The 21,162-nt window shown below is 64.9% G+C and carries 21 protein-coding genes; 11 read left to right on the forward strand and 10 right to left on the reverse strand.

Annotated features, from left to right (window positions below; genetic code table 11):
* Window positions 1–256: 256 nt before the first annotated feature.
* On the reverse strand, window positions 257–1,513 hold the full coding sequence (locus JEY66_RS18550) for a NupC/NupG family nucleoside CNT transporter (RefSeq protein ID WP_018272368.1): 1,257 nt from the start codon (window positions 1,511–1,513) through the stop codon (window positions 257–259).
* A 116-nt stretch (window positions 1,514–1,629) separates the two neighbouring features.
* On the opposite strand from JEY66_RS18550, the gene JEY66_RS18555 reads away from it, so the two are divergent.
* A complete protein-coding gene (locus JEY66_RS18555) occupies window positions 1,630–2,853 on the forward strand; it encodes an MFS transporter (protein ID WP_018272367.1) in 1,224 nt (407 codons plus the stop codon).
* 406 nt (window positions 2,854–3,259) lie between these two features.
* Here JEY66_RS18555 and JEY66_RS18560 read toward each other — a convergent pair whose 3' ends face one another.
* A complete protein-coding gene (locus JEY66_RS18560; protein WP_016846385.1) occupies window positions 3,260–4,021 on the reverse strand; it encodes an SDR family oxidoreductase in 762 nt (253 codons plus the stop codon).
* Between the two features lie 12 nt (window positions 4,022–4,033).
* The gene (locus JEY66_RS18565) at window positions 4,034–4,795 is read right to left on the reverse strand and encodes a proteasome-type protease (protein WP_018272366.1); all 762 of its coding nucleotides are present in this window, start codon (window positions 4,793–4,795) and stop codon (window positions 4,034–4,036) included.
* 310 nt (window positions 4,796–5,105) lie between these two features.
* Here JEY66_RS18565 and JEY66_RS18570 point away from each other — a divergent pair, with 310 nt between their 5' ends.
* Window positions 5,106–6,701 (forward strand): ABC transporter substrate-binding protein, encoded by a 1,596-nt coding sequence (locus JEY66_RS18570; protein ID WP_018272365.1) that lies wholly within the window; start codon window positions 5,106–5,108, stop codon window positions 6,699–6,701.
* A 111-nt stretch (window positions 6,702–6,812) separates the two neighbouring features.
* Here JEY66_RS18570 and JEY66_RS18575 read toward each other — a convergent pair whose 3' ends face one another.
* Both JEY66_RS18575 and JEY66_RS18580 read right to left on the reverse strand, forming a co-directional pair.
* Window positions 6,813–7,106 carry a GYD domain-containing protein gene (locus tag JEY66_RS18575; protein WP_026192964.1) on the reverse strand — a complete coding sequence of 98 codons (294 nt, stop codon included), beginning with the start codon at window positions 7,104–7,106 and terminating at the stop codon, window positions 6,813–6,815.
* A 349-nt stretch (window positions 7,107–7,455) separates the two neighbouring features.
* Window positions 7,456–7,674, reverse strand: coding sequence for a hypothetical protein (locus tag JEY66_RS18580; RefSeq protein WP_016846381.1), 219 nt, complete (start codon window positions 7,672–7,674; stop codon window positions 7,456–7,458).
* A 169-nt stretch (window positions 7,675–7,843) separates the two neighbouring features.
* Between JEY66_RS18580 and pdhA the strand changes: the two genes are divergently transcribed.
* From pdhA to JEY66_RS18595, 3 genes are read left to right on the forward strand one after another with little or no spacing between them, the layout of a single operon-like run.
* Window positions 7,844–8,941, forward strand: a complete 1,098-nt coding sequence (pdhA, locus tag JEY66_RS18585; protein ID WP_129965125.1) for a pyruvate dehydrogenase (acetyl-transferring) E1 component subunit alpha — start codon at window positions 7,844–7,846, stop codon at window positions 8,939–8,941.
* On the forward strand, window positions 8,934–9,914 hold the full coding sequence (locus JEY66_RS18590; RefSeq protein ID WP_026192963.1) for an alpha-ketoacid dehydrogenase subunit beta: 981 nt from the start codon (window positions 8,934–8,936) through the stop codon (window positions 9,912–9,914). Before pdhA ends, JEY66_RS18590 begins: the two co-directional genes overlap by 8 nt.
* A gap of 20 nt (window positions 9,915–9,934) precedes the next feature.
* Window positions 9,935–11,032, forward strand: coding sequence for a dihydrolipoamide acetyltransferase family protein (locus tag JEY66_RS18595; protein WP_018272362.1), 1,098 nt, complete (start codon window positions 9,935–9,937; stop codon window positions 11,030–11,032).
* A gap of 30 nt (window positions 11,033–11,062) precedes the next feature.
* Here the strand turns inward: JEY66_RS18595 and JEY66_RS18600 are convergent, their stop codons facing one another.
* From JEY66_RS18600 to JEY66_RS18615, 4 genes are all read right to left on the reverse strand, one after another.
* Window positions 11,063–11,488, reverse strand: coding sequence for a carboxymuconolactone decarboxylase family protein (locus tag JEY66_RS18600; protein WP_018272361.1), 426 nt, complete (start codon window positions 11,486–11,488; stop codon window positions 11,063–11,065).
* A 187-nt stretch (window positions 11,489–11,675) separates the two neighbouring features.
* Window positions 11,676–12,521, reverse strand: coding sequence for a transglutaminase family protein (locus tag JEY66_RS18605; protein ID WP_018272360.1), 846 nt, complete (start codon window positions 12,519–12,521; stop codon window positions 11,676–11,678).
* Between the two features lie 158 nt (window positions 12,522–12,679).
* Complete coding sequence (locus tag JEY66_RS18610) at window positions 12,680–13,624, reverse strand: alpha-E domain-containing protein (protein WP_018272359.1); 945 nt, start codon at window positions 13,622–13,624, stop codon at window positions 12,680–12,682.
* A 175-nt stretch (window positions 13,625–13,799) separates the two neighbouring features.
* The gene (locus tag JEY66_RS18615) at window positions 13,800–15,218 is read right to left on the reverse strand and encodes a circularly permuted type 2 ATP-grasp protein (RefSeq protein ID WP_018272358.1); all 1,419 of its coding nucleotides are present in this window, start codon (window positions 15,216–15,218) and stop codon (window positions 13,800–13,802) included.
* A 225-nt stretch (window positions 15,219–15,443) separates the two neighbouring features.
* Here JEY66_RS18615 and JEY66_RS18620 point away from each other — a divergent pair, with 225 nt between their 5' ends.
* The 3 genes from JEY66_RS18620 to JEY66_RS18630 all read left to right on the forward strand — a co-directional run bounded on the left by JEY66_RS18620 (window position 15,444) and on the right by JEY66_RS18630 (window position 17,531).
* Window positions 15,444–16,196, forward strand: a complete 753-nt coding sequence (locus JEY66_RS18620; RefSeq protein ID WP_018272357.1) for a competence/damage-inducible protein A — start codon at window positions 15,444–15,446, stop codon at window positions 16,194–16,196.
* A 6-nt stretch (window positions 16,197–16,202) separates the two neighbouring features.
* A complete protein-coding gene (gene gpt, locus JEY66_RS18625) occupies window positions 16,203–16,730 on the forward strand; it encodes a xanthine phosphoribosyltransferase (protein WP_018272356.1) in 528 nt (175 codons plus the stop codon).
* Between the two features lie 177 nt (window positions 16,731–16,907).
* Entirely contained in the window at window positions 16,908–17,531 is a 624-nt protein-coding gene (locus JEY66_RS18630) for a hypothetical protein (RefSeq protein WP_018272355.1), read from the forward strand.
* A 16-nt stretch (window positions 17,532–17,547) separates the two neighbouring features.
* On the opposite strand, the gene JEY66_RS18635 is transcribed toward JEY66_RS18630, so the two are convergent.
* Window positions 17,548–18,570, reverse strand: coding sequence for a methionine synthase (locus JEY66_RS18635; protein ID WP_018272354.1), 1,023 nt, complete (start codon window positions 18,568–18,570; stop codon window positions 17,548–17,550).
* Between the two features lie 99 nt (window positions 18,571–18,669).
* Here JEY66_RS18635 and JEY66_RS18640 point away from each other — a divergent pair, with 99 nt between their 5' ends.
* The 3 genes from JEY66_RS18640 (at window position 18,670) to JEY66_RS18650 (ending at window position 21,062) form a co-directional block, all read left to right on the forward strand.
* Window positions 18,670–19,374, forward strand: coding sequence for a glutathione binding-like protein (locus JEY66_RS18640; RefSeq protein ID WP_018272353.1), 705 nt, complete (start codon window positions 18,670–18,672; stop codon window positions 19,372–19,374).
* A gap of 99 nt (window positions 19,375–19,473) precedes the next feature.
* Window positions 19,474–20,085 carry a 2-hydroxychromene-2-carboxylate isomerase gene (locus JEY66_RS18645; RefSeq protein WP_018272352.1) on the forward strand — a complete coding sequence of 204 codons (612 nt, stop codon included), beginning with the start codon at window positions 19,474–19,476 and terminating at the stop codon, window positions 20,083–20,085.
* The gene (locus tag JEY66_RS18650; RefSeq protein ID WP_018272351.1) at window positions 20,085–21,062 is read left to right on the forward strand and encodes an NADPH:quinone oxidoreductase family protein; all 978 of its coding nucleotides are present in this window, start codon (window positions 20,085–20,087) and stop codon (window positions 21,060–21,062) included. Before JEY66_RS18645 ends, JEY66_RS18650 begins: the two co-directional genes overlap by 1 nt.
* Window positions 21,063–21,162 lie beyond the last annotated feature (100 nt).

Here is a 21,162-nt window from a genome sequence, read left to right on the forward strand (position 1 = left end):
ACCCGCTAAGGTTCGCGCTGATCAGTCAGGCATTTGGCTTAATGGCAATGGCTAGTCGTTTGGTGAGTGAAAATCGGCAAACCCTGAAATTATTTGGCTTTTTGACTTGACTGGCGGAAGGGGTGGGATTCGTACCCACGGTACCCTTGCGGGCACGCCGGTTTCGTAGTCCGCATGGAGCGAAGCGAAATCCGGGACTCGTGCACATGGTCAGCACCGCCCCGGATTACGCAGCGCTCCATCCGGGCTACTGCGGCTACGGCTGCGTCAGCATCCCCACGACCGCGCCCATCAGGCAGGTCGTCAGCGTGCCTGAGACGATCGACTTCAGCCCGAGCGCGTTGATCTCGTGGCGCCGCTCGGGCGCCATGATGCCGAGGCCGCCGATCATGATGCCGAGGCTCGCGAAGTTGGCAAAGCCGCACATCGCGTAGAGCATGATCAGCCGCGAGCGCGGATCGAGCGTGTCGGGGCCGAGCTTCGACAGGTCGACATAGGCGATCAGCTCGTTCAGCACGGTCTTGGTGCCCATCAGGCTTCCCGCCGTAATCGCCTGCGGCCAGGGCAGGCCCATCAGCCAGCACACCGGCGCCATGACGTAACCAAGCAGCCGCTGCAGCGAAACCTTCGCGCCGCCGATCTCCGGCAGCAGGCCGATGATCGCGTTCGCCAGATACACCAGCGCGACCAGCACCAGCAGCATCGCGATGATGTTCATCAAGAGCTCGAGCCCGGCGGCCGTGCCCTTCACGATGGCGTCCATCGTCGACGACACCTGGATATCGGGATTGTCGAGCGATCCGCCGGTGCGCTTGTCCGAGGTTTCCGGCACCATGATCAGGCTCACCAAAATTGCGGCCGGCGCGCCGAGCACCGAGGCGATGACGAAATGCGCGGCCGCATCCGGGATCAGCGGCGCCAGCAGCGTGGCGTACAGCACCAGCACTGTGCCGGCGATCCCGGCCATGCCGCCGGTCATCACCAGAAACAATTCGCTGCGGGTGAGCTGCGCCAGATAGGGGCGGATGAAGAGCGGCGCTTCGACCATGCCGAGGAAGATATTGGCCGCAGTCGAGAGCCCGACCGCGCCGCCGACGCCGAGCGTGCGCTCGAGCAGCCAGGCCATGCCGCGCACAACAGGCGGCAGCACGCGCCAATAGAACAACAGCGTCGTCAGCACGCTCATGACCAGCACGATCGGCAGCGCCTGGAAGGCGAGGATGAAATCCGAGCCCGGCGCCTTGGGATCGAACGGCGCCGGGCCGCCGCCGACATAGCCGAACACGAAGGCGGTGCCGGCGCGCGTCGCGGCCGCGATCGTGCCGACCGCGTCATTGATCGCGCCGAAGGCCTGCGTCACCAGCGGCACCTTGATCAGCACCAGCGCCGTGACGAGCGTGACGACGAGCCCGATCGCCGCCTGGCGCAGCGACACCTTCAGGCGATTCTCGCTCAGCGCCCAGGCGATCAAGAGCAACGCCACCACGCCGAACGCCGATTGCAACTGCAGCATTACGCCCCCAAGAACACTCACGCGATTATGGGCAGGGGTCTCGCGCAGCGCAATGCTGTTGCGCGTTCATCTGGTCGCCATTGACAAGTTGCAGGCGCTCGGCCACGCAATCACCCATGTCCTCCGCCACGCCGGCCGGCGCCCGCGATCTGTTCGGCCACAGACCGTTCCTGTTCTTCTTGTCGTCGCGCAGCCTGTCGCGCTTCTCCAGCCAGATCGGCGCGGTGGCGATCGGCTGGCAGATCTATGATCTGACCGGCAGCGCATTCGACCTCGGCATGGTCGGACTGGTGCAGTTTCTGCCGACGGCGCTGTTGGTGTTCGTCGCCGGCCACGCCGCCGACCGCTTCGAGCGCAAGCGCGTGGTGCAGGCCTGCCAGATCGCGGAGGCGCTGACCGCATTGTTTCTCGCCGCGAGCACCTTTGCCGGCACCATCTCGGAGATCCAGATCTTCGTCGCGACCTTCGTGCTCGGGATCGCCGGCGCATTCGAGAGTCCGGCGACCGCCGCGCTGTTGCCGCTGATCGCGCCGCAAGGCTCGCTGCAGCGGGCGACCGCGATCTCGAGCGGCGCGGCGCAGGTCGCGACCATCACCGGACCCGCGCTCGGCGGCTTCGCCTATGCCCTGATGCCGAGCGCGCCCTACGGCATCATGATGGTGTTCTGGCTGTTCGGCGCGCTGCTCACCGGCGGCATCGGCCGGCTGCAGCAGGCGCCGGTGAAGAACGGCGGGTCGTCGGACGATCTGTTTGCCGGCGTCACCTTCGTGCGCAGCAATCCGGCGATCCTCGGCACCATCTCGCTCGACCTGTTCGCGGTGCTGTTCGGCGGCGTCACCGCGCTGCTGCCGATCTATGCGCGCGACATCCTGCAAGCCGGTCCGCTCGGCCTCGGAATCCTGCGCGCTGCGCCCGCGGTCGGCGCGCTGTTGATGACGATGGTGCTGGCGCGGCACACCATCAACCGCCGCGTCGGCATGCGCATGTTCCAGGCGGTGATCGTGTTCGGCGTTGCGACGGTGGTGTTCGCGCTGTCGCACTGGATGTGGCTGTCGGCGCTGGCGCTCGCGGTGCTCGGCGCCGCCGATACGATCAGCGTCGTGATCCGCTTCTCGCTGGTGCAGCTTGCCACCCCCGACGAGATGCGCGGCCGCGTCGGCGCGGTGAACTTCCTGTTCATCAACGCCTCGAACCAGCTCGGCCAGTTCGAGAGCGGCGTCACCGCGGCGCTGCTCGGCGCCGTGCCGTCGGCCGTGCTCGGCGGCGTCGCCACGGTCGCGGTCGCGCTGCTCTGGATGAAGCTGTTCCCGACGCTGCGGGACGTCGAGAAGCTGGAGTAGGGGAGTTCTGCATCCGCAGACACAGCCTCATCCTGAGAGGACGTGAGGCCATATCCTCGTCCACGCTGTCATCGCCCGGCCTGTGCGCAATTGCGCACATGGACCGGGCGATCCAGTACGCCGCAGCCTCTCGGCTCAAGCACTGCGGTCTCTGGAATACTGGATCACCCGCATGCGCGGGTGATGACACTGAGCAAGGTGAACGAGCGCCTACGCGATTTCGGAATAATGGAAAAATACCCCTGAGTTGCCCGACATGTCAAGTCGCCGCGTCGAGCGCCGGCAGCCTACTGGCTCCTTTGCATGGGTTGTTTTCGATATTTTGGCGGCGCGCCCCGGCGACGGTCGGCCGGGACAAGCCCGGCCGGCCGTCGTGATAGCCCTGCCGCAAGCAGGGATGAGAAGATCAGCCCCGGCCCACGAACGGCATCTTGGTCGCCATGACCGTCATGAACAGCACGTTGGCGTCGAGCGGCAGGCCGGCCATGTAGGCGACGGCATCGCCGACCGCCTTGGCGTCCATGCGCGGCTCGTGCTTGGTGGTGCCGTCCGGCTGCAGCACGCCGGGGCCGTTGACCATGCGGTCGGTCATCGGGGTCGCGGCGTTGCCGATATCGACCTGGCCGACCGCGATGTCATACATGCGCCCGTCGAGGTTGGAGGACTTGGTGAGGCCGGTGATGGCGTGCTTGGTCGAGGTGTAGGCGGCAGAGAACGGCCGCGGCGCGTGCGCCGAGATCGAGCCGTTGTTGATGATGCGGCCGCCGCGCGGCTTCTGGTCCTTCATGATGCGGAAGGCATGCTGGGTGCACAGGAACGGCGCGGTCAGGTTGGTGTTGACCACGGCCTGCCACTGCTCGAGCGGCAGGTCCTCGAAGTTCACCGGCGGCGCGCCCATGCCGGCGTTGTTGAACAGCACATCGAGCCGGCCATAGGTCGCCTTCACCTTGTCGAACAGCGCGGCGATCGCGGCCGGGTTGGCCATGTCGGCCGACACGCACAGGCTCTTGCCGGCGGGACCGAGCTTGGCGGTCTCTTCCAGCATCTCCATGCGGCGCCCGGCGAGCACCACGGTGTAGCCCTTGTCCATCAAAGCGAGCGACGCGGCGCGTCCGACGCCGGTGCCGGCGCCGGTCACGAGTGCGATCTTGCTGGTTGCCTCAGTCATCCGAGTTTCCTCTTACTTGGTTCTTGCTTCGGTTTCGTTCTTGTAGGGTGGGCGTGGAATGTTCTGGTGCGCCGCGCGGAGCGCCGCCGACCAGCGCGAGCGCAGGTCGTGGAAATAGGGCTCGCCGGCCTCGATGCGGTGGTTGAGATCGGCCTCGCAGGCATCGGTGCGCACCACCAAGACGTCGATCGGCAGGCCGACGCCGAGATTGGAGCGCATCGTCGAATCCATCGAGATCAGCCCCGTTTTGAGCGCCTCATAGAGCTCGACATCGTAATGCATGGCGCGGTCGAGCACCGGCTTGCCGTATTTGTGCTCGCCGATCTGCAGGTACGGCGTGTCGGTGGTGCACTCGATGAAGTTGCCGGCGGTGTAGACCATGAACAGGCGCATCCGCGAGCCCTTGATCTGGCCGCCGAACAGGAACGAGACGTCGAACGAGATGTCCTCGGCGCGCAGCGCATCGCCCTCGGTCGCGTGCACCGAGCGGATGGCGCGGCCGATCCGCTGCGCCGCCTGGAACATGGTCGGCGCGTTCATCAGCGTCTCGAGTTCGCCGGTGTCCGGATTTTCCATACCCTCGGTCAGGGTCGACAGCACCGACTGGCTGATCGCCAGATTGCCGGCGCTGGCGATCGCCATGATGCGCTCGCCGGGCTTTTCGAAGATGTGCAGCTTGCGGAAGGTCGAGACGTTGTCGAGGCCGGCATTGGTGCGGGTATCGGCGATCATGACGAGCCCGTCGCGCACCAGAATTCCGCAGCAATAGGTCATTTCAAGTCCTCAGACGGTCCGAGTTTCTCGGCGGGAAACTAGTAGCCAATTTCGCGGATGCATCCAACCCCAATTCCCCGTGACGGGACATTGCCGCAGCCCGTCAAAAGGGCCGGGTCCCGATCGCGGAAGCGGCCGGCCAGGGCGGTGTTCCGGCGTGGCCCGTCTCGAGGCGCCGGTGCGCGACCCGGTCTCGCTCTGCGCTGCGCGCAGCCGGCAATGATCTGCGCCTACTGTGATTGCGAGGCACATTGCGTTGTGGTCGACTGCCCGCAACCGACAACAAACAAAGAAATTCCGGGAGGCGAGAATGTCGCTCAAACTGTCTGCATTCGTCGCGGCACTGGGCATCGCGGCGATGGCCGCGAGCCCTGCATCGGCGCAGAAGAAGGGCGGCACGCTCCGACTCTATCACAACGACAATCCGCCCTCGACCTCGCTGCTCGAGGAATCCACCATCGCCTCGGTGATGCCGTTCGCGGCCGTCTTCAACAACCTCGTGGTGTTCGATCCGGCCAAGGTGCACGAATCGATCGACACCGTGATCCCCGATCTCGCCGAGAGCTGGTCGTGGGACCAGACCGACACAAAGCTCACTTTCAAGCTGCGGCACGGCGTGAAGTGGCATGACGGCCAGCCGTTCACCGCCAGGGACGTGCAGTGCACCTGGCGGATGCTGATCGGCAAGAGCGAGACCCAGGACTTCAAGCGCAACCCGCGCAAGGTCTGGTACTCGAAGCTCAGGGACGTCAGTATCAACGGCGACGATGAGGCGACCTTCGAGCTGACCGAACCGCAGCCCGGTCTTTTGGCGCTGCTCGCCAGCGCCTTCTCGGTGGTCTATCCCTGCCACGTGCCGCAGCAGGTGATGCGCACCAAACCGGTCGGCACCGGGCCGTTCAAGTTTGTCGAGTTCCGGCGCGGTGACTCTATTCGTCTCGTCCGCAATCCCGATTACTTCAAGAAGGACCGGCCGTATCTCGACGAGATCACGGTGCGCTCGATCGACAGCCGCGCCACGCGCATGCTGGCGTTCGCGACCGGCGACTACGACATCACCTTTCCGTCCGACGTCAGCATTCCCCTGATGAAGGACGTCAAGGCGCGGGCGCCGAACGCGATCTGCGAGATGACGTCGACCAATCTGCAGATCAATCTGCTGGTCAACCGGGTCAATCCGCCGTTCGACAATCCGGATATCCGCAAGGCGATGTCGCTGGCGCTGGATCGCAAGGCCTTCAACAGCATCCTGTTCGAGGGCAGCGGCCGGCTCGGCGGCGCGATGCAGGCCAAGCCCGAAGGCGAGTGGGGCATGCCGCCGGAGATCCTGTCGACGCTGATGGGTTACGGTCCCGATACCGGGAAGAACCTCGCCGAGGCGCAGGCGATCATGCAGAAGCTCGGCTACAGCGACGCCAAGCCGCTGTCGATCAAGATCCAGACCCGCAATCTGCCGACCTATCGCGACCCGGCGGTGATCCTCGCCGACCAGCTCAAGAAGATCTACATCACAGCCGAGCTCGACATCCTGGATACGCCGCGCTGGTACTCGCGGCTGCAGCGCAAGGATTATACCATTGGCCTCAATGTCACCGGCGTCAGCGTCGACGATCCCGACGGCAATCTGGTCGAGAACTATTCCTGCAACTCCGAGCGCAACTACACCCAGTACTGCAACGCCGAAGTCGACAAACTACTCGCCGCACAGTCGCGCGAGGTCGACAAGGACAAGCGCCGCAAGATCGTGTTCGACATCGAGCGCCTGCTGGTCGACGACGCCGCGCGGCCGGTCATCCTGCACTCATCGGCCGGCAATTGCTGGCAGCCTTACGTGAAGAATTTCCACCCGCACGACAACAGCCAGTACAACAATCTGCGTTTCGAGGATGTCTGGCTGGACAAGTAACGCGTGGTGGCCCGCGGGCGACGACGTGCGCCGTCGCCCTCGGACGCTTCGTCTTTGCGACGGCGCCCGTCAGTCAGGCCGCGTAGAGATCCATCGGGATATCCGACGTCGCTACGGGAGCTCGGATATCAGCTTGGTCCACTCCGCCTCGGGCCAGGCCCGTGAGGTGCAAGTCCGTATGTTTCCCAGAGAGCTGAGGGCAAGCGCGAGTTTTGTGATGTTGTCGCCGAGCGGTGCTTCGGCGAGGAGAAGGATGTCATGCTCGCCGGAGGTGAGATAGACCTCCTTGATTTCGACACCTAGCGTCTTGGCGAGTTCTTTCGCCGCTCGGCTGCGCTTGGGCGCTTCCTTGACATTACGAATTCCCTGGTCGGTCCAGTCGATCCTCAATATGAATGTCGCCATGTCGTCCTCCAAGGGTTAAGCACTGCCCTTGTCTGCCGCGCGCGCGGCAGGCCAACCTGCTTCATGTTGAAGTTGAGGGAGCGCCACATAAGGCAGGCGCTGCTTTCAGACTGCGATGCCCGCCGACGGCCTAACCGCTGCCCGTTCCTTCAAACGGCGACGTCGGCCCGTCCCGTAAGGGCAGCTTGCTGCAGATTACGCCATGTCCCTTGCTCGATAAAGAGGGCTCCCCGCGTTGTGATCGGGATCGCGGTGGCCTCGCGTAGCGAGGGCGCCGCGTCAAGATCGCACCCTCTGCGCAAGGATGTGGCCGCAGACCTTGGCGCGCCGGACAGTTATCCGATGCGAGTCAGGTGCGGGTGTAGTCACCGGGTTTCAGCCCGAGCGCCTTGACAGCTGCTTCGGGAAGCGGCCCCCACGCTTCAACCGTTTCATTCGGGGCCATCATGTCCGCAATAATTGCCGTGGCCTTTGCCGCGTCTCCTTCAGCCACGAAGAAAACCGAGCGAACAGGCGGGCCGCCGTCCAACGGCGCAGTTTTTACGAGGACAACCTGACCATTTGCCATGCGCTCTTATACCGCAGTCGCGGCGCTGTTTCACGGATCCTGTCGATCGATCCTCACGACCCGGCCGCTGACGCGCGCGCCAGGAGCGATGCTGCCACGCTATTGCATCGTCGCGGCCCGAACACCAAATATCTGAAGTGGGAGGCAGAACCGCTCCTGGAGTGAGCGCGTGGCCAGCAAAAGAGCGAACGAAGAGCTCCCCGTCATTGCGCGCTTTGAGGTGCGTCGCCGCAATTACCTCGCGCCCGACGGCTCGATAGAGCGGCCGCTTCCTGCCTTCGCCACCGATGCCAAGCTGCTGGTCGAACTTTACCGGTCGATGGTGCTCTTGCGGCTGTTCGACCGAAAGGCTGTTGCATTGCAGCGCACGGGTCGGCTGGGAACCTATGCCATTTCGCTCGGCCAGGAGGCGGTGTCGGTCGGCATCGCGAGTGCGATGCGGGAGGATGACGTTCTGTTGCCCTCCTATCGCGACAACGGCGCGTTGCTTTGGCGTGGCGTCAAGCTGGAGGAGATTCTGCTGTTCTGGGGCGGCGACGAGCGAGGCAATGACTTCTCCGGTCCGCGCCACGATTTCCCGTTCTGCGTTCCCGTCGGATCACAGGCGCCGCATGCCGCCGGCGTTGCCTATGCCCTGAAGTTGCGCAAGGAGCCGCGCGTGGCCGTCTGCATGTTCGGCGACGGCGCCACCTCGAAAGGCGATGTCTACGAGGCCATGAATTTCGCCGGCGTTCACAAACTGCCGCTCGTGTTCGTCGCCACCAACAATCAATGGGCCATATCGGTGCCGTTGCGTCTGCAGACGGGTTCCGAGACGCTAGCGCAGAAGGCCATCGGCGCAGGGTTCAGCGGCGAGCAGGTGGACGGGAGTGACGTGGTGGCGATGCGCGCCGCGGCCGAGGAGGCCATTGCCGCTGCCCGCGACGGCAAGGGCCCTCACTTCATCGAAGCGGTCACCTACCGGCTCGGCGATCACACGACGTCAGATGATGCATTGCGCTATCGTTCGGCCGAAGAAGTCCAGGCGCATTGGAAGGAAGAGCCGATCGCGCGCCTCAGGTCCTATCTTGTCGGTCGGAAGATGTGGACCAAGGCGGACGAGGAGCGGCTTGCCGCCGAGTGCCATGAGCGCATCGAGGCGGCGGTGGAGCGCTATCTGAAGACGCCGCCGCGCCGGGCAGAAACCATGTTCGACAACCTCTATGCCGATCTGCCCGAGGCGTATGCCGCGCAGCGTCGCGAACTCGCGGGAGAGGACGATGCCTGAGGTCACGTTGGTCGAAGCCATCAATCTGGCGCTCGGCCGCGCGATGGCGGATGATCCCGATGTGGTCGTGCTCGGCGAGGATGTCGGCGTCAATGGCGGCGTCTTCCGCGCGACCGTCGGCTTGCAGGAGCGCTTCGGTCCGGAGCGCGTCCTCGATACGCCGCTTGCCGAACTCCTGATCAGCGGGCTTTGCGTCGGCATGGCCGCGCAGGGACTGAAGCCGGTCGGCGAAATCCAGTTCATGGGATTTATCTATCCCTGTCTCGATCAGCTGGTGAACCACGCATCACGGATGCGCAACCGTACCCAGGGACGGCTCACTTGTCCGATGGTTCTGCGCACGCCGCATGGCGCCGGCATTCGAGCACCCGAGCATCATTCCGAGAGCACTGAGGCGATGCTGGCCCACATTCCGGGCTTGCGTGTCGTGATGCCTTCGTCGCCGGAGCGCGCCTATGGACTTCTCCTCGCCGCGATCCGCGATCCCGATCCGGTGGTGTTCCTGGAGCCGACGCGGTTGTACCGCGCCGTGAAAGGCGAGGTCGAGGACAACGGCGAAGCCCTGCCGACGGATCGCGCCTTTGTCGAGAGGGAAGGTCGCGACGTCACCCTGATCAGCTGGGGTGCGATGCTGAAGGAAACGATGGCCGCAGCGGACGCGCTCGCCGACGAGAGCATCGCTGCCGAGGTTATCGACCTCGCCACGCTCAAGCCCTACGATGAAAACACCGTGCTCAGGTCGGTCGCAAAGACCGGGCGCTGCGTCATCGTGCACGAGGCCGCGCACACGGGCGGATTTGGCGCGGAGATCGCAGCCATGATCGCCGAGCGCGGACTATCCTCGCTGCTCGCACCCGTGACCCGCGTCACCGGCTACGACACGATCATCCCGATGGCCCGCCTTGAGCAACGCTACATGCCGTCGGTCGGACGCATCGTGACCGCAGCCCGAAAGGCGTACCAGTACAACTGAACACCAACGGACCTTGTGCCATGCGCCAGTTCACGTTGCCGGACCTTGGTGAAGGTCTTGAAGAAGCTGAGATCGTCACCTGGTACGTCAACGAGGGCGATCACGTCGTGACCGATCAGCCGCTCGTTTCGGTCGAGACCGACAAGGCGGTGGTCGAGATACCGGCGCCGTCGAGCGGACGCATCGCGCGCCTGTTCGGTGCCAAGGGCGATATCGTGAAGGTCGGCGCGCCGCTCGTCGAGTTTGCCGAGGACGCCGGGCAGGACACCGGCACGATTGTGGGTGAACTCGACACCGGCGAGCAACCGCCGGCGCCAGCAACTGCCTCGCCGCCCGGCGGGCAGGGAGCCCAAGTGTTTCCGGCAGTACGCGCCCTTGCGCGCAAGCTTGACGTCGCGCTCGATCTCGTCGAGGCGACCGGGCCCGGCGGCACCATCACGCGGGCCGATGTCGAGAGGGCGGCGAAGCGGATGTCTCACAGCGGACCCGCCGAGCCGCTGCGCGGCTTGCGCCGCGCGATGGCCCAACGCATGACGGCAGCGCATGCGGAAATCGTCCCCGCGACGGTCACCGATGAAGCCGACATCGACGATTGGCGGCAGGGCGAGGACGTGACGATCCGGCTGGCGCGGGCGATCGCCGCTGCCTGCAAGGCAGAGCCCGCGCTCAATGCCTGGTATCATTCCGGTACGGGAGAACGGCGCCTGATCGAGCGCATCGATCTTGGCATCGCCGTCGACACCGGCGGCGGCCTGATCGTTCCCGTGCTGCGCAATGTCGCGGAGCGGAGCGTATCGGACTTGCGGGCCGGACTCGACCGTCTGCGAGCCGACGCAATCGCGCGCGCGATACCCCCGGAGGAACTGCGCGGTGCGACGATCACGTTGTCGAACTTCGGCATGATTGGAGGCCGGTTTGCTAATCTCATCATCGTGCCGCCGCAGACGGCGATCGTCGGCGCCGGGCGGATTTCGGAGCGCGTGGTCGCGCTTCGGGGGCAGGTTGCGGTCCGACGGACGCTGCCGCTATCGCTGACCTTCGATCATCGGGTGGTGACGGGCGGCGAAGCTGCCCGTTTCCTGGTTGTCCTCAAATCCGACGTTGAGCGCATTTCGTGACATCACTCATTAGCGAGACAGGCTGGGCCGTCAGGGCTCCTGGCTTCGTCCCGCAGATGCGTCGACGAGGAAGGCCTCGTCGACGGGCACGCCGAGCGCCGTGACCAGCCGGTTGGTTTCGGCGGCCATGCCGACGATGGCGAGCATTTCCTGATATTCGGCGTCGGTCATGCCCTTGGCGCGGGCGCTCGCGGTGTGCGAGTGAATGCAATAGCTGCAGCCGTGGGCTACCGAGACCGCAACATAGAGCATCTCCTTGACCTTCGGATCGAGCGCGCCCGGTGCCATCACCTCCTTGATGCTCTCCCAGGTCCGCCGCAGGGTCTTCGGATCATGCGCCAGCGCGCGCCAGAAATTGTTGATGAAGTCCGAGTTCCGCGTCTTGCGGATGTCGTCGAAGACGGCACGTGCCTCCGCCGGGAGTTCGTCGTCGGAAAGCAACTTTACGGTGGCCATGGCTTGTCTCGCTGGTGTGGTTTGAAGCAGCGATCATAGCACCCCTGCCGTCATTGCGAGGAGCGAAGCGACGAAGCAATCCTTGCCTCCGCAAACGGTCAGATGGATTGCTTCGCGGAGCCTGTCATCGGGCGCGCGTTCGCGCGGCCCGTGGGCTCGCAATGACAGACGCGGAGCGGGATCAGCCCTACGACTGCGTCTGGTGGCTCTGCCACTGTCCGGGGCGGCCGGCCTGGTCGACCTTGACCGCGACCGTCAGCGTCTCGTTGCCGCCGCCATAGCGGGTGCCGCGGACCGGGGCGGCGCCGAGATAGTCGAGGCCGATCGCGACGCGGGCATGGGCGTCGGTGGTGCAGATGCCGTTGGCGGCGTCGAAGCCGACCCAGCCGAGATCGGGCACGAAGGCCTCGGCCCAGGCGTGGCCGGCCTGCTGGTTGACCATGCCGTCGGAGCGCAGGAAGTGGCCGGAGACGAACCGCGCCGGAACACCGCCGGCGCGGGCGCAGGCGATCAGGATGTGAGCGTAGTCCTGGCAGACGCCGCGCTTCAGCGCGAACGCCTCGGCGGCCGAGGTGGCGCTGTTGGTCGGGTCCTCGTCGAAGGTCATGTGCTCGTAGATCTGCGCCATCAGCGCGTGCAGGAAGCCGAGCACGTCGCCGCCGGCCTCCGTGCGCAATTCGCGCACGACGGCCGTCATCGCCGGGTTGAGGTCGGTCAGTGGCGTCGCGCGCAGGAACAGGTTCGGCGGAAACCGCTCGTCGGTGCCCTTCAGGACGCCGCCGGTGTCTTGGGTCTCGATCAGGCCTTCGCAATGAATCGTGAGGTCACTGATCGAACCATGCGTCAGCACATGGGTGACGTTGCCGAAAGCATCCTCGTGGGTGTCGAGCCGGGAATCGGTCGAGACGTCGATCTGCCAATCCGCGACATACTGGCCGTCATGGCTGCCGGGCGTCATGCGCAGAATCTGGATTACGCCCGAGGCCGCCGGCTCGTAGCGATAGGTGGTGGTATGGGCTATCCGCAGGCGCATGGCTCAACCGGAGTTCAGTCGGTTTTTCGGGGCATGACGTCTTTCGTCCTAATCGGCCGCGAAAGCAAGACGTCGATGGCCGGGACACCCATGCGAAGACGCGCTTCGCGCTTTTGGCCCGCCATGACGACAATTTGAGCGTTTTTCGGCCGTATCGGTCAGATCAGGTACTGTTTGGTGATGATCTCACCCAGCCGTGAGTTGTCCGCGATGAATTCCTGGATGAATTCGTGCACGCCGTGCTGGAAGATATCGTCCATGTTGCTGTGCTCGAGCCGGTTCCTGATGCCGCGGGCATGGCGTTGCGAGGCGCCCTGGCGGCCATAGGCGACGCCGATCTGGTCGAGGTTGCGCACGAGGTTGCTGTAGCAGCTGGCAAGCGAGCGCGGCAGCGTGTCGTTGAGGATCAACAGGTCGGCGATCAGCCAGGGCTTCAGGGTTTCCCGGTAGACCCAGTGATAGGCAGTCGTTGCCGACACCGAGCGCAGGATCGAGGTCCACTGATAGTAGTCCAGCGGGCCGCCGACATGCTCCTCCTCGGGCAGGAGCATGTGATACTTCACGTCGAGAATCCGCGCGGTGTTGTCGGCGCGCTCGAGATGGACCCCGAGCCGCGAGAACCAGTAGGCGTCGTTGCGCAGCATGGTGCGGTAGGCCGAGCCGTCGAAGCGCAGCGAGGTTTCCTGCACGAAGCGCAGGAATTTGGCCAGCTCCTCGCGGTTGGCGGGACCCTTGTTCCAGACCGCCTGCAGTTCGATCCAGGCCGAGTTGATGGTGTCCCACATCTCCGACGTCAGTGCTGTCCGCACCGAGCGTGAATTGAGCCGCGCCGCCTCGATGCAGTTCTTGATCGAGGACGGATTTTCCGACGAGAAGGAGAGATATTCGATGACGTTCCGCTCGTTGGCTTCCTCATAGTGATCGTAGAAGCTCGCGCCGACGCCGGCGGTGAGCAGTGCGGAATCCCACTCATTGGTCTTGCCGACATAGGCCGCGGGCAGCGCGGTGACGCGCAGCGTCGCATCGATGGTGCGCGCCAGATATTCGGCGCGTTCGACATAACGGGCCAGCCAGAACAGGTTTTCGGCGGTGCGCGACAGCATGTGGAGGTCCTACAAAACGAAACGTGTTCTGAATTCACCTCCCCCTGCAAGGGGGAGGTCGGCGCGTAGCGCCGGGTGGGGGTCCTCTCTCCATTCGGCGTATGCGGCCGACCCCCACCCCGACCCTCCCCCTTGCAGGGGGAGGGGGTACTTCCGCGTCATGCTTCGATTCAAATCACTCACTCAGTATCCAGGTGTCCTTGGTGCCGCCGCCCTGGCTCGAATTGACGACGAGCGAGCCTTCCTTCAGGGCGACGCGGGTCAGCCCGCCGGGCACGATGGTGGTGTGGTTAGAGCCGGTCAGCACGAACGGGCGGAGGTCGACATGGCGCGGCGCCAGCCCCTTGTCGGTGCAGGTCGGACAGGTCGACAGCGCCAGCGTCGGCTGGGCGATGAAGCTCTCCGGCTCGCGCTTGAGCTTGTCGCGGAACGCCTCGATGGTCGCCTTGGTGGCGGCGGGGCCGATCAGCATGCCGTAGCCGCCGGAGCCGTGCACCTCCTTGACGACGAGGTCGTCGAGGTTGTCGAGCACATAGGACAGATCCTGCGGTTCGCGGCAGCGCCAGGTCTGCACGTTCTTCAGAATCGGCTCCTCGCTGAGGTAGAACTTCACGATGTCGGGCATGTAGGAATAGATCGCCTTGTCGTCGGCGATGCCGGTGCCGACCGCATTGGCGAGCGTGATGTTGCCGGCGGCGTAAGCCGACATCAGCCCGGGGACGCCGAGCGCGGAATCCGGCCGGAAGGTCAGGGGATCGAGAAAATCGTCGTCGACGCGGCGGTAGATCACGTCGACCCGCTTCAGCCCCTCGGTGGTGCGCATGAACACCTCGTCGTTCTTGACGATGAGGTCGCGCCCCTCGACCAGCTCGATGCCGAGCTTGTCGGCGAGGAAGGAGTGCTCGTAATAGGCCGAGTTGTAGACGCCCGGCGTCATCAGCGCGACCGTCGGCTCGGCGGAGGCGCTGTGCGGCGCGACCGAGCGCAGCGCCGACAGCAGCTCGTCCGGATAACGGTCCACCGGCGCGACGCGGTGCCGCGCGAACAGGTCCGGAAACAGCCGCATCATGATCTCGCGGTTTTCCAGCATGTAGGACACGCCGGATGGCGTGCGCGCATTGTCCTCCAGCACGATGAAATTATCGGGATCGGTGCGGATGATGTCGATGCCGGCGATGTGGACGTAGATGTCGTGCGGCACGTCCTGGCCGTTCATCTCCGGACGGAACACCGGGTTCTGGAAGATCAGGTCTTCGGGGATGACGTTGGCGCGCAGGATGTCGCGGCCGTGATAGATGTCCTTCAAGAACATGTTGAGCGCGAGCACGCGCTGCTTGAGACCCTTCTCCAGCAGCGTCCACTCGGTCGCCGACATGATGCGGGGGATGACGTCGAACGGGATCAGCCGCTCCTGGGCCTCGGCATCGCCATAGACCGCGAAGGTGATGCCGATCCGGCGGAACAAGAGCTCCGCTTCCTGGCGTCGATATTCGAGCGCATCCGGCGGCGTCTCTTTGAGCCAGCGGGAGAGCTCCTGGTAGGCCGGGCGGAGATCCTCGCCGAGGCCATTCATCTCATCGAACGCGACTGCCATATAGCCCGACTGCCCTCCCAAGCCATGTGACACAGTGCATGACTTGATGGGATGGTAGCAAGGGGCGGGCCAGCGCGATATGCATTGGCTTGCGGCATTTGCTATGGGTGAGGTGGAAGGCCTGCCCGAAAAACCGGCTGAGGTCTGCTTAATTCGGCGGCAAAACCCCGTGACATCAAGGCATTGGATCGGCAATGTCAGGGGATCAAGTTAGGGAATGAGACCATGAGCGAGATCGTCACGGCGGGGATATTGGTGATCGGCGACGAGATCCTGTCCGGCCGGACCAAGGACAAGAACATCGGCTTCATCGCCGAATACCTGACCAACATCGGCATCGACCTGAAGGAGGTCCGCGTCGTCGCCGATGACGAGGCCGACATCGTCTCCGCCCTTGATGCGCTGCGGCATAGGTACACCTACGTGTTCACCACCGGCGGCATCGGGCCGACCCATGACGACATCACCGCCGACAGCGTGGCGAAGGCGTTCGGGGTCGATATCCACCATCACCCCGAGGTGGTGGCGCGGTTCAGGGAGCGCTGGAGCGAGCAGGACCTCAACGAGGCGCGGCTCAGAATGGCCCGGGTGCCTGACGGCGCCGAGCTGATCCAGAGCGCGACCATCCTGGCGCCGGGCTTCAAGCTCGGCAATGTCATCGTGATGGCCGGCATCCCCAGCATCATGCAGGCGATGATGGACATCGTGGCGCCGAGCCTGAAGTCCGGCGTGCGGATGCTGTCGGACTCGGTCCGCGCCGATGCACGGGAAGGCGACATCGGCGGCCCGCTGCGGGCGATCGCGGAAGCCAATCCCGACACCATCATCGGCAGCTATCCGTTCCAGGACGAGAACCAGAAGCCGAACACCAATCTGGTGGTGCGCTCGCGCGATCCGGAAAAGCTCGCAGCGGCAATGGCCGCCGTGAAGGAGATGTTGAAGCAAGTGCAGGCCGCGCAGAAGAAACCGGCGGGTTGAGACGATATGGTTGAACGAAATTCTGAACCGAGTGCGCAGGAGCGGGCCGGCAGGCCGTTTCCGGTCTCGTGGGATCAATTCCACCGGGATTGCCGGGCGCTGACCTGGCGGCTCAATGAGGTCGGCCCGTTCCAAGCGGTGATCGCGATCACCCGCGGTGGGCTGGTGCCGGCGGCAATCGTGGCGCGCGAGCTCGGCTTGCGGGTGATCGATACCGTCTGCGTCGCCAGCTACGACCACGACAAGCAGGGCGATCTGAAAGTGCTCAAGGGCATTTCGGAGCAGACCGCCAAGCTCGGCGGCGGCACCGGCAAGGGACTGTTGATCGTCGACGACCTCGTCGATACCGGCAAGACCGGCAGGCTGGTGCGCGAGCTGCTTCCCGACGCGCATTTCGCAACCGTCTACGCCAAGCCGAAGGGACGCCCGCTGGTCGACACCTACATCACCGAGGTGTCGCAGGACACCTGGATCTTCTTCCCCTGGGACACCGCGCTGTCGTTCCAGCCGCCGATCCGTGACGGGGCGGCGTAGATCGTCACCTCGCCCCGCTTGCGGGGAGAGGTCGATCGCGGAGCGATCGGGTGAGGGGGACTCACGGCGAGTTCGTCTCTCACTATCTTTGCGGAAGCAGCCCCTCACCCCAACCCTCTAAGAGCGAGCTGCGCTTGTCTCGACCCCGCAAGAGCGGGGCGAGGGGGAAGGAAGACCATGCCCCTGCAAAACCGCGTCACGCCCACCGGCGACATCGTCGCCTCAGAACATCGCGGCACCTTCACCGGCAATCGCGGTATCATCCACGATCCCGCGACGCGCACGCTGCTGAACAAGCGCTGGTCGAGCCCGGCGTGGCTCACCTGCGTCTGCGAGTTCAGGGGACGGCGGCGCAAGGTGATGAGCCGGCAGAGCTGGACCGAACTGTTCTTCCTCGATGAGGCCACCGCGTTCGCGGCCGGACACCGGCCCTGCTTCTACTGCCGCCGTAACGATGCCAAGCGGTTTCGCGGCTGCTGGGAGCAGCGCAACGGCGTGAGCGATCTGAGCGCCAAGGCGATGGATGCGGTGCTGCACGCCGAGCGGCTCGACCGCGGCAAGAAGCGGCTGCATCCGCTGCCGACGCGATTGCGCGACTTGCCCGACGGGACGATGGTGCAGGCGAGCGGGGAGAGCTACCTCGTCGCCGACGGCGCCACGTTGCGCTGGTCGTTCGCCGGTTACAGCCGGGCCGACGTACCGGAGCCGGCCATGCTGCTGACGCCGCCATCGACGGTGCGCGCCTTCCAGGCCGGCTACCGGCCCGTGTTGCATCCGAGCGCGATGGCCGTTCTAAGTTGATCTCCCGGCGTGGTCGTTACGCCAGCCGCTGCCGCGCCAGCTTGGCACCGGCGCCCAGCGCGATCAGCTTGGCTTCGGCGATGTCCCGCCGCATCGGCGCCATGCCGCAATTGGTGGTCGCGATGATGTTGCCCTTCGGCACGTGCTTGGCGACCGCCTCGATCACCTTGACGACGTCCTCGGCGGTCTCGATCTCGTCGCTGGCGACGTCGATCACGCCGGCCTGCACGATCTTGCCGGGGAGCGCCGCCAGCAGTTCGATCGGCACCTTCGAGTTACGGCATTCGATCGCGACCTGCTGGATCGTGCTCTTGTCGATGACGGGGAAGGTCTCCTCGTATTGCCGCCACTCGCCGCCAAGCGTCTGCTTCCAGTCGGTGTTGGCCTTGATGCCGTAGCCGTAGCAGATGTGCACGGCGGTGGCGCAGGTCAGGCCTTGGGCGGCGCGCTCCAGCGCCTTGATGCCCCAGTCGCGCACTTGGTCCATGTAGACGTTGAAGGCGGGCTCGTCGAACTGGATCATGTCGACGCCGTCGGCCTCGAGCGCCTTCGCCTCCTGATTCAAGAGCTCCGCGAAAGCGAAGGCCATCTTCACACGGTCGCCGTAGTACTTGTCGGCGATGGTATCGATGATCGTCATCGGGCCGGGCATGGTGAATTTCAGCCGGTTCCTGGTGTGCGCGCGGGCCGCACGGGCCTCGCCCTCGTGGACGCGGCCCTTGAGCTGCAGCGGCGCGACCACCTGCGGCACCATCGCTTTGTAACGGTCCTTGCGGATGCCCATCTCGACCTTGTGGGCGAAATCGATGCCCTCGATCCGCTCCAGGAAGCCGTGCACGAAATGCTGGCGCGCCTGCTCGCCCTCGGTGACGATGTCGACGCCGGCATCCTCCTGCAGCTTGATCGCCAGAATGGTGGCGTCGCGCTTGGCGCGGGCGAGCTCGGCGCCTTCCGACTTCCAGGGCGCCCACAGGATATTCGGTTCAGCGAGCCATTCCGGCTTCGGCAGCGAGCCTGCGATCGTGGTTGGAAACAGCATGGGTGCCTCCCGGCGGGTTCTGATTGAGCGCCTGTGTGCCATGTCCTAAGGTGGAGGTACAGAACAACAAAAGTCTTTGTGATGGGGAATAGAACGCCGATGATCGATCTGCACTACGCGCCGACGCCGAACGGCTGGAAGATCTCGATCATGCTGGAGGAACTGGGGCTGCCCTACAAGGTGATCCCGGTGAACATCCGCGCCGGCGAGCAGTTTCGGCCCGAATTCCTGGCGATCAGCCCGAACAACCGGATCCCCGTCATCGTCGACCATGCGCCGGCGGACGGCGGCGGGCCGTTCTCGGTGTTCGAGACCGGCGCGATCCTGATCTATCTCGCCGACAAGACCGGCCGTTTCCTGTCGCGGGAGTTGCGTGCGCGGTCGAACGTCATCCAATGGGTGATGTGGCAGATGGGCGGCCTCGGGCCGATGCTCGGCCAGCACGGCCATTTCGCGCTCTATGCGGCCGAGAAGATTCCCTACGCGATCGAACGTTACCGCGACGAGACCGCGCGGCTCTACGGCGTGCTCGACCGCCAGCTCGGCAAGACCGGCGCCTACATCGCCGGCGACGATTATTCGATCGCCGACATCGCCTGCTTCCCCTGGACCATGACCCACAAGGCGCAGGGTTTTACCCTCGACGATTTCCCGAACATCAAGCGCTGGTACGCGACGGTGCGCGCCCGCCCGCAGGTGCAGGCGGGGCTTGCGATCGGAAAATTCGTCAAGGAGCCGTTTGACGAGGAGTCACGCAAGAACATGTTCGGCCAGCGTGCGAAGGAATTGGTCGAGAAGAAATGATGCTTGTTATTCCGTGGCGCGACACAGTCGCGAGCTCTGCCGCTTGCGGCGCATCCCGGAATGACGAGAATGAATGTGGAATAGACAAAGGGAAACGCCATGATCGAATTCTTCTTCGACTGCTCCAGCCCGTGGACCTATCTCGCCTGGCACAACATCCAGTCGATCGCGAAGGAGTTCGACGCGCCGATCACCTGGCGGCCGATCCTGGTCGGCGGCATCTTCAACACCGTCAATCCGTCGGTCTACGCGCAGCGCGAGAAGCCGGTGCCGCTGAAGGCGCGCTACATGAAGAAGGATCTCGCCGACTGGGCGCGCTCGGCCGGCCTTGCGATCAAGATGCCGCCGACCGTATTCCCGGTGAACAGCGTCAAGGCGATGCGCGGCTGCATCCTTCTCGGTAACGAGAAAATGGTGCCGTTCGCGCGCGCCGTGTTCGAGGCCTATTGGGGTGACGACAAGGACATCTCGCAGGATGCGGTGCTGACCGAGATCTGCAGCAAGCTCGGGATCGATCCTGAAAAATTCCTGGCCGGCATCGGCGACCAGGCGATCAAGGATCAGCTCAAGGCCAACACCGAGGAGGTGATGGCGCGCGGCGGCTTCGGCTCGCCGACGATCTATCTCGACAAGACCGACATGTATTTCGGCAACGATCGCCTGCCGCTGATCCGCGAGGCGCTGGCGCGCCTCAAGGCGCGGGCCGCCTGATGCCGAAAGCCGTCGTTTGCCGCGAGCTCGGGCCGCCCGAACGTCTTCAACTCGAGAGCTTTGCCTCGGTGCCGTTGCAGCCGGGCCAGGTGCGGGTTGCGATCTGCGCCGCCGGGATCAACTTTCCCGACATCCTGATGGCCGCCGGAGAGTACCAGCTCAAGCCGCCGCTGCCGTTCACGCCGGGCTCGGAAGCGGCCGGCGATGTCGTCGAGGTCAATGACGCCGCCGGCGTCGCCGTCGGCGACAAGGTGATCGTCAAGATGCGCTTCGGCGCCTATTGCGACGAGACGGTTGCAACGCCGTCGCAACTCGTACCGGTGCCGCCAACCTTCGACTACGCGGAAGGCGCGACCTTCCTGGCCGCGCACGGCACCGCCTATCATGCGCTGATCGACCGCGGGCAGATCAAGCCGGGCGAGGTGCTGCTGGTGCATGGCGCTGGCGGCGGTGTCGGGCTTGCCGCGGTCGAGATCGGCAAGCTGCTCGGCGCCACGGTGATCGCCGCGGCTTCGAGCGAGGAAAAGCTTGCGATCGCCAGGGCGCGCGGCGCGGACCATCTCGTGCTCTATGCGCGCGAGCCGTTCCGCGATGCGGTCAAGCGCCTCACCGACGGTCGCGGCGCCGATGTCGTGTTCGATCCCGTCGGCGGCGAGGTGTTCGAGAATTCGATGCGCTGCATCAACTGGGGCGCGCGCATTCTCGTCGTCGGCTTCACCGGCGGCATCGGTCTTGCCCGCACCAATCTGTTGATGATCAAGGGTGCGAGCGTGCTCGGCGTTCGCGCCGGCGAGGCGGTGCGGAAGGATCCCGCGCTCGGCGAGGTCAGGTTCAAGGCGCTGAGCGAATGGGCCGAGGCCGGCCGGGTGCGGCCGAATATCTCGCACCGGCTGCCGCTGGAAGACTACGCGAAGGCGATGCGGCTGTTGATCGAGCGCAAGGCGATCGGGCGTGTGGCGCTGCTGACGAGGCCGTGAAACCACAGCGCTCAAATTCTGCAGTGCAGCCAAATGACGCGATGGGCCTGACGTCCAGGGAATCGAACCCGGGTCCGTCGCGTGATATCCTCTGCCGGCT

Origin of the sequence: Bradyrhizobium elkanii USDA 76, from assembly GCF_023278185.1 — a bacterium.
GTDB lineage: Bacteria > Pseudomonadota > Alphaproteobacteria > Rhizobiales > Xanthobacteraceae > Bradyrhizobium > Bradyrhizobium elkanii.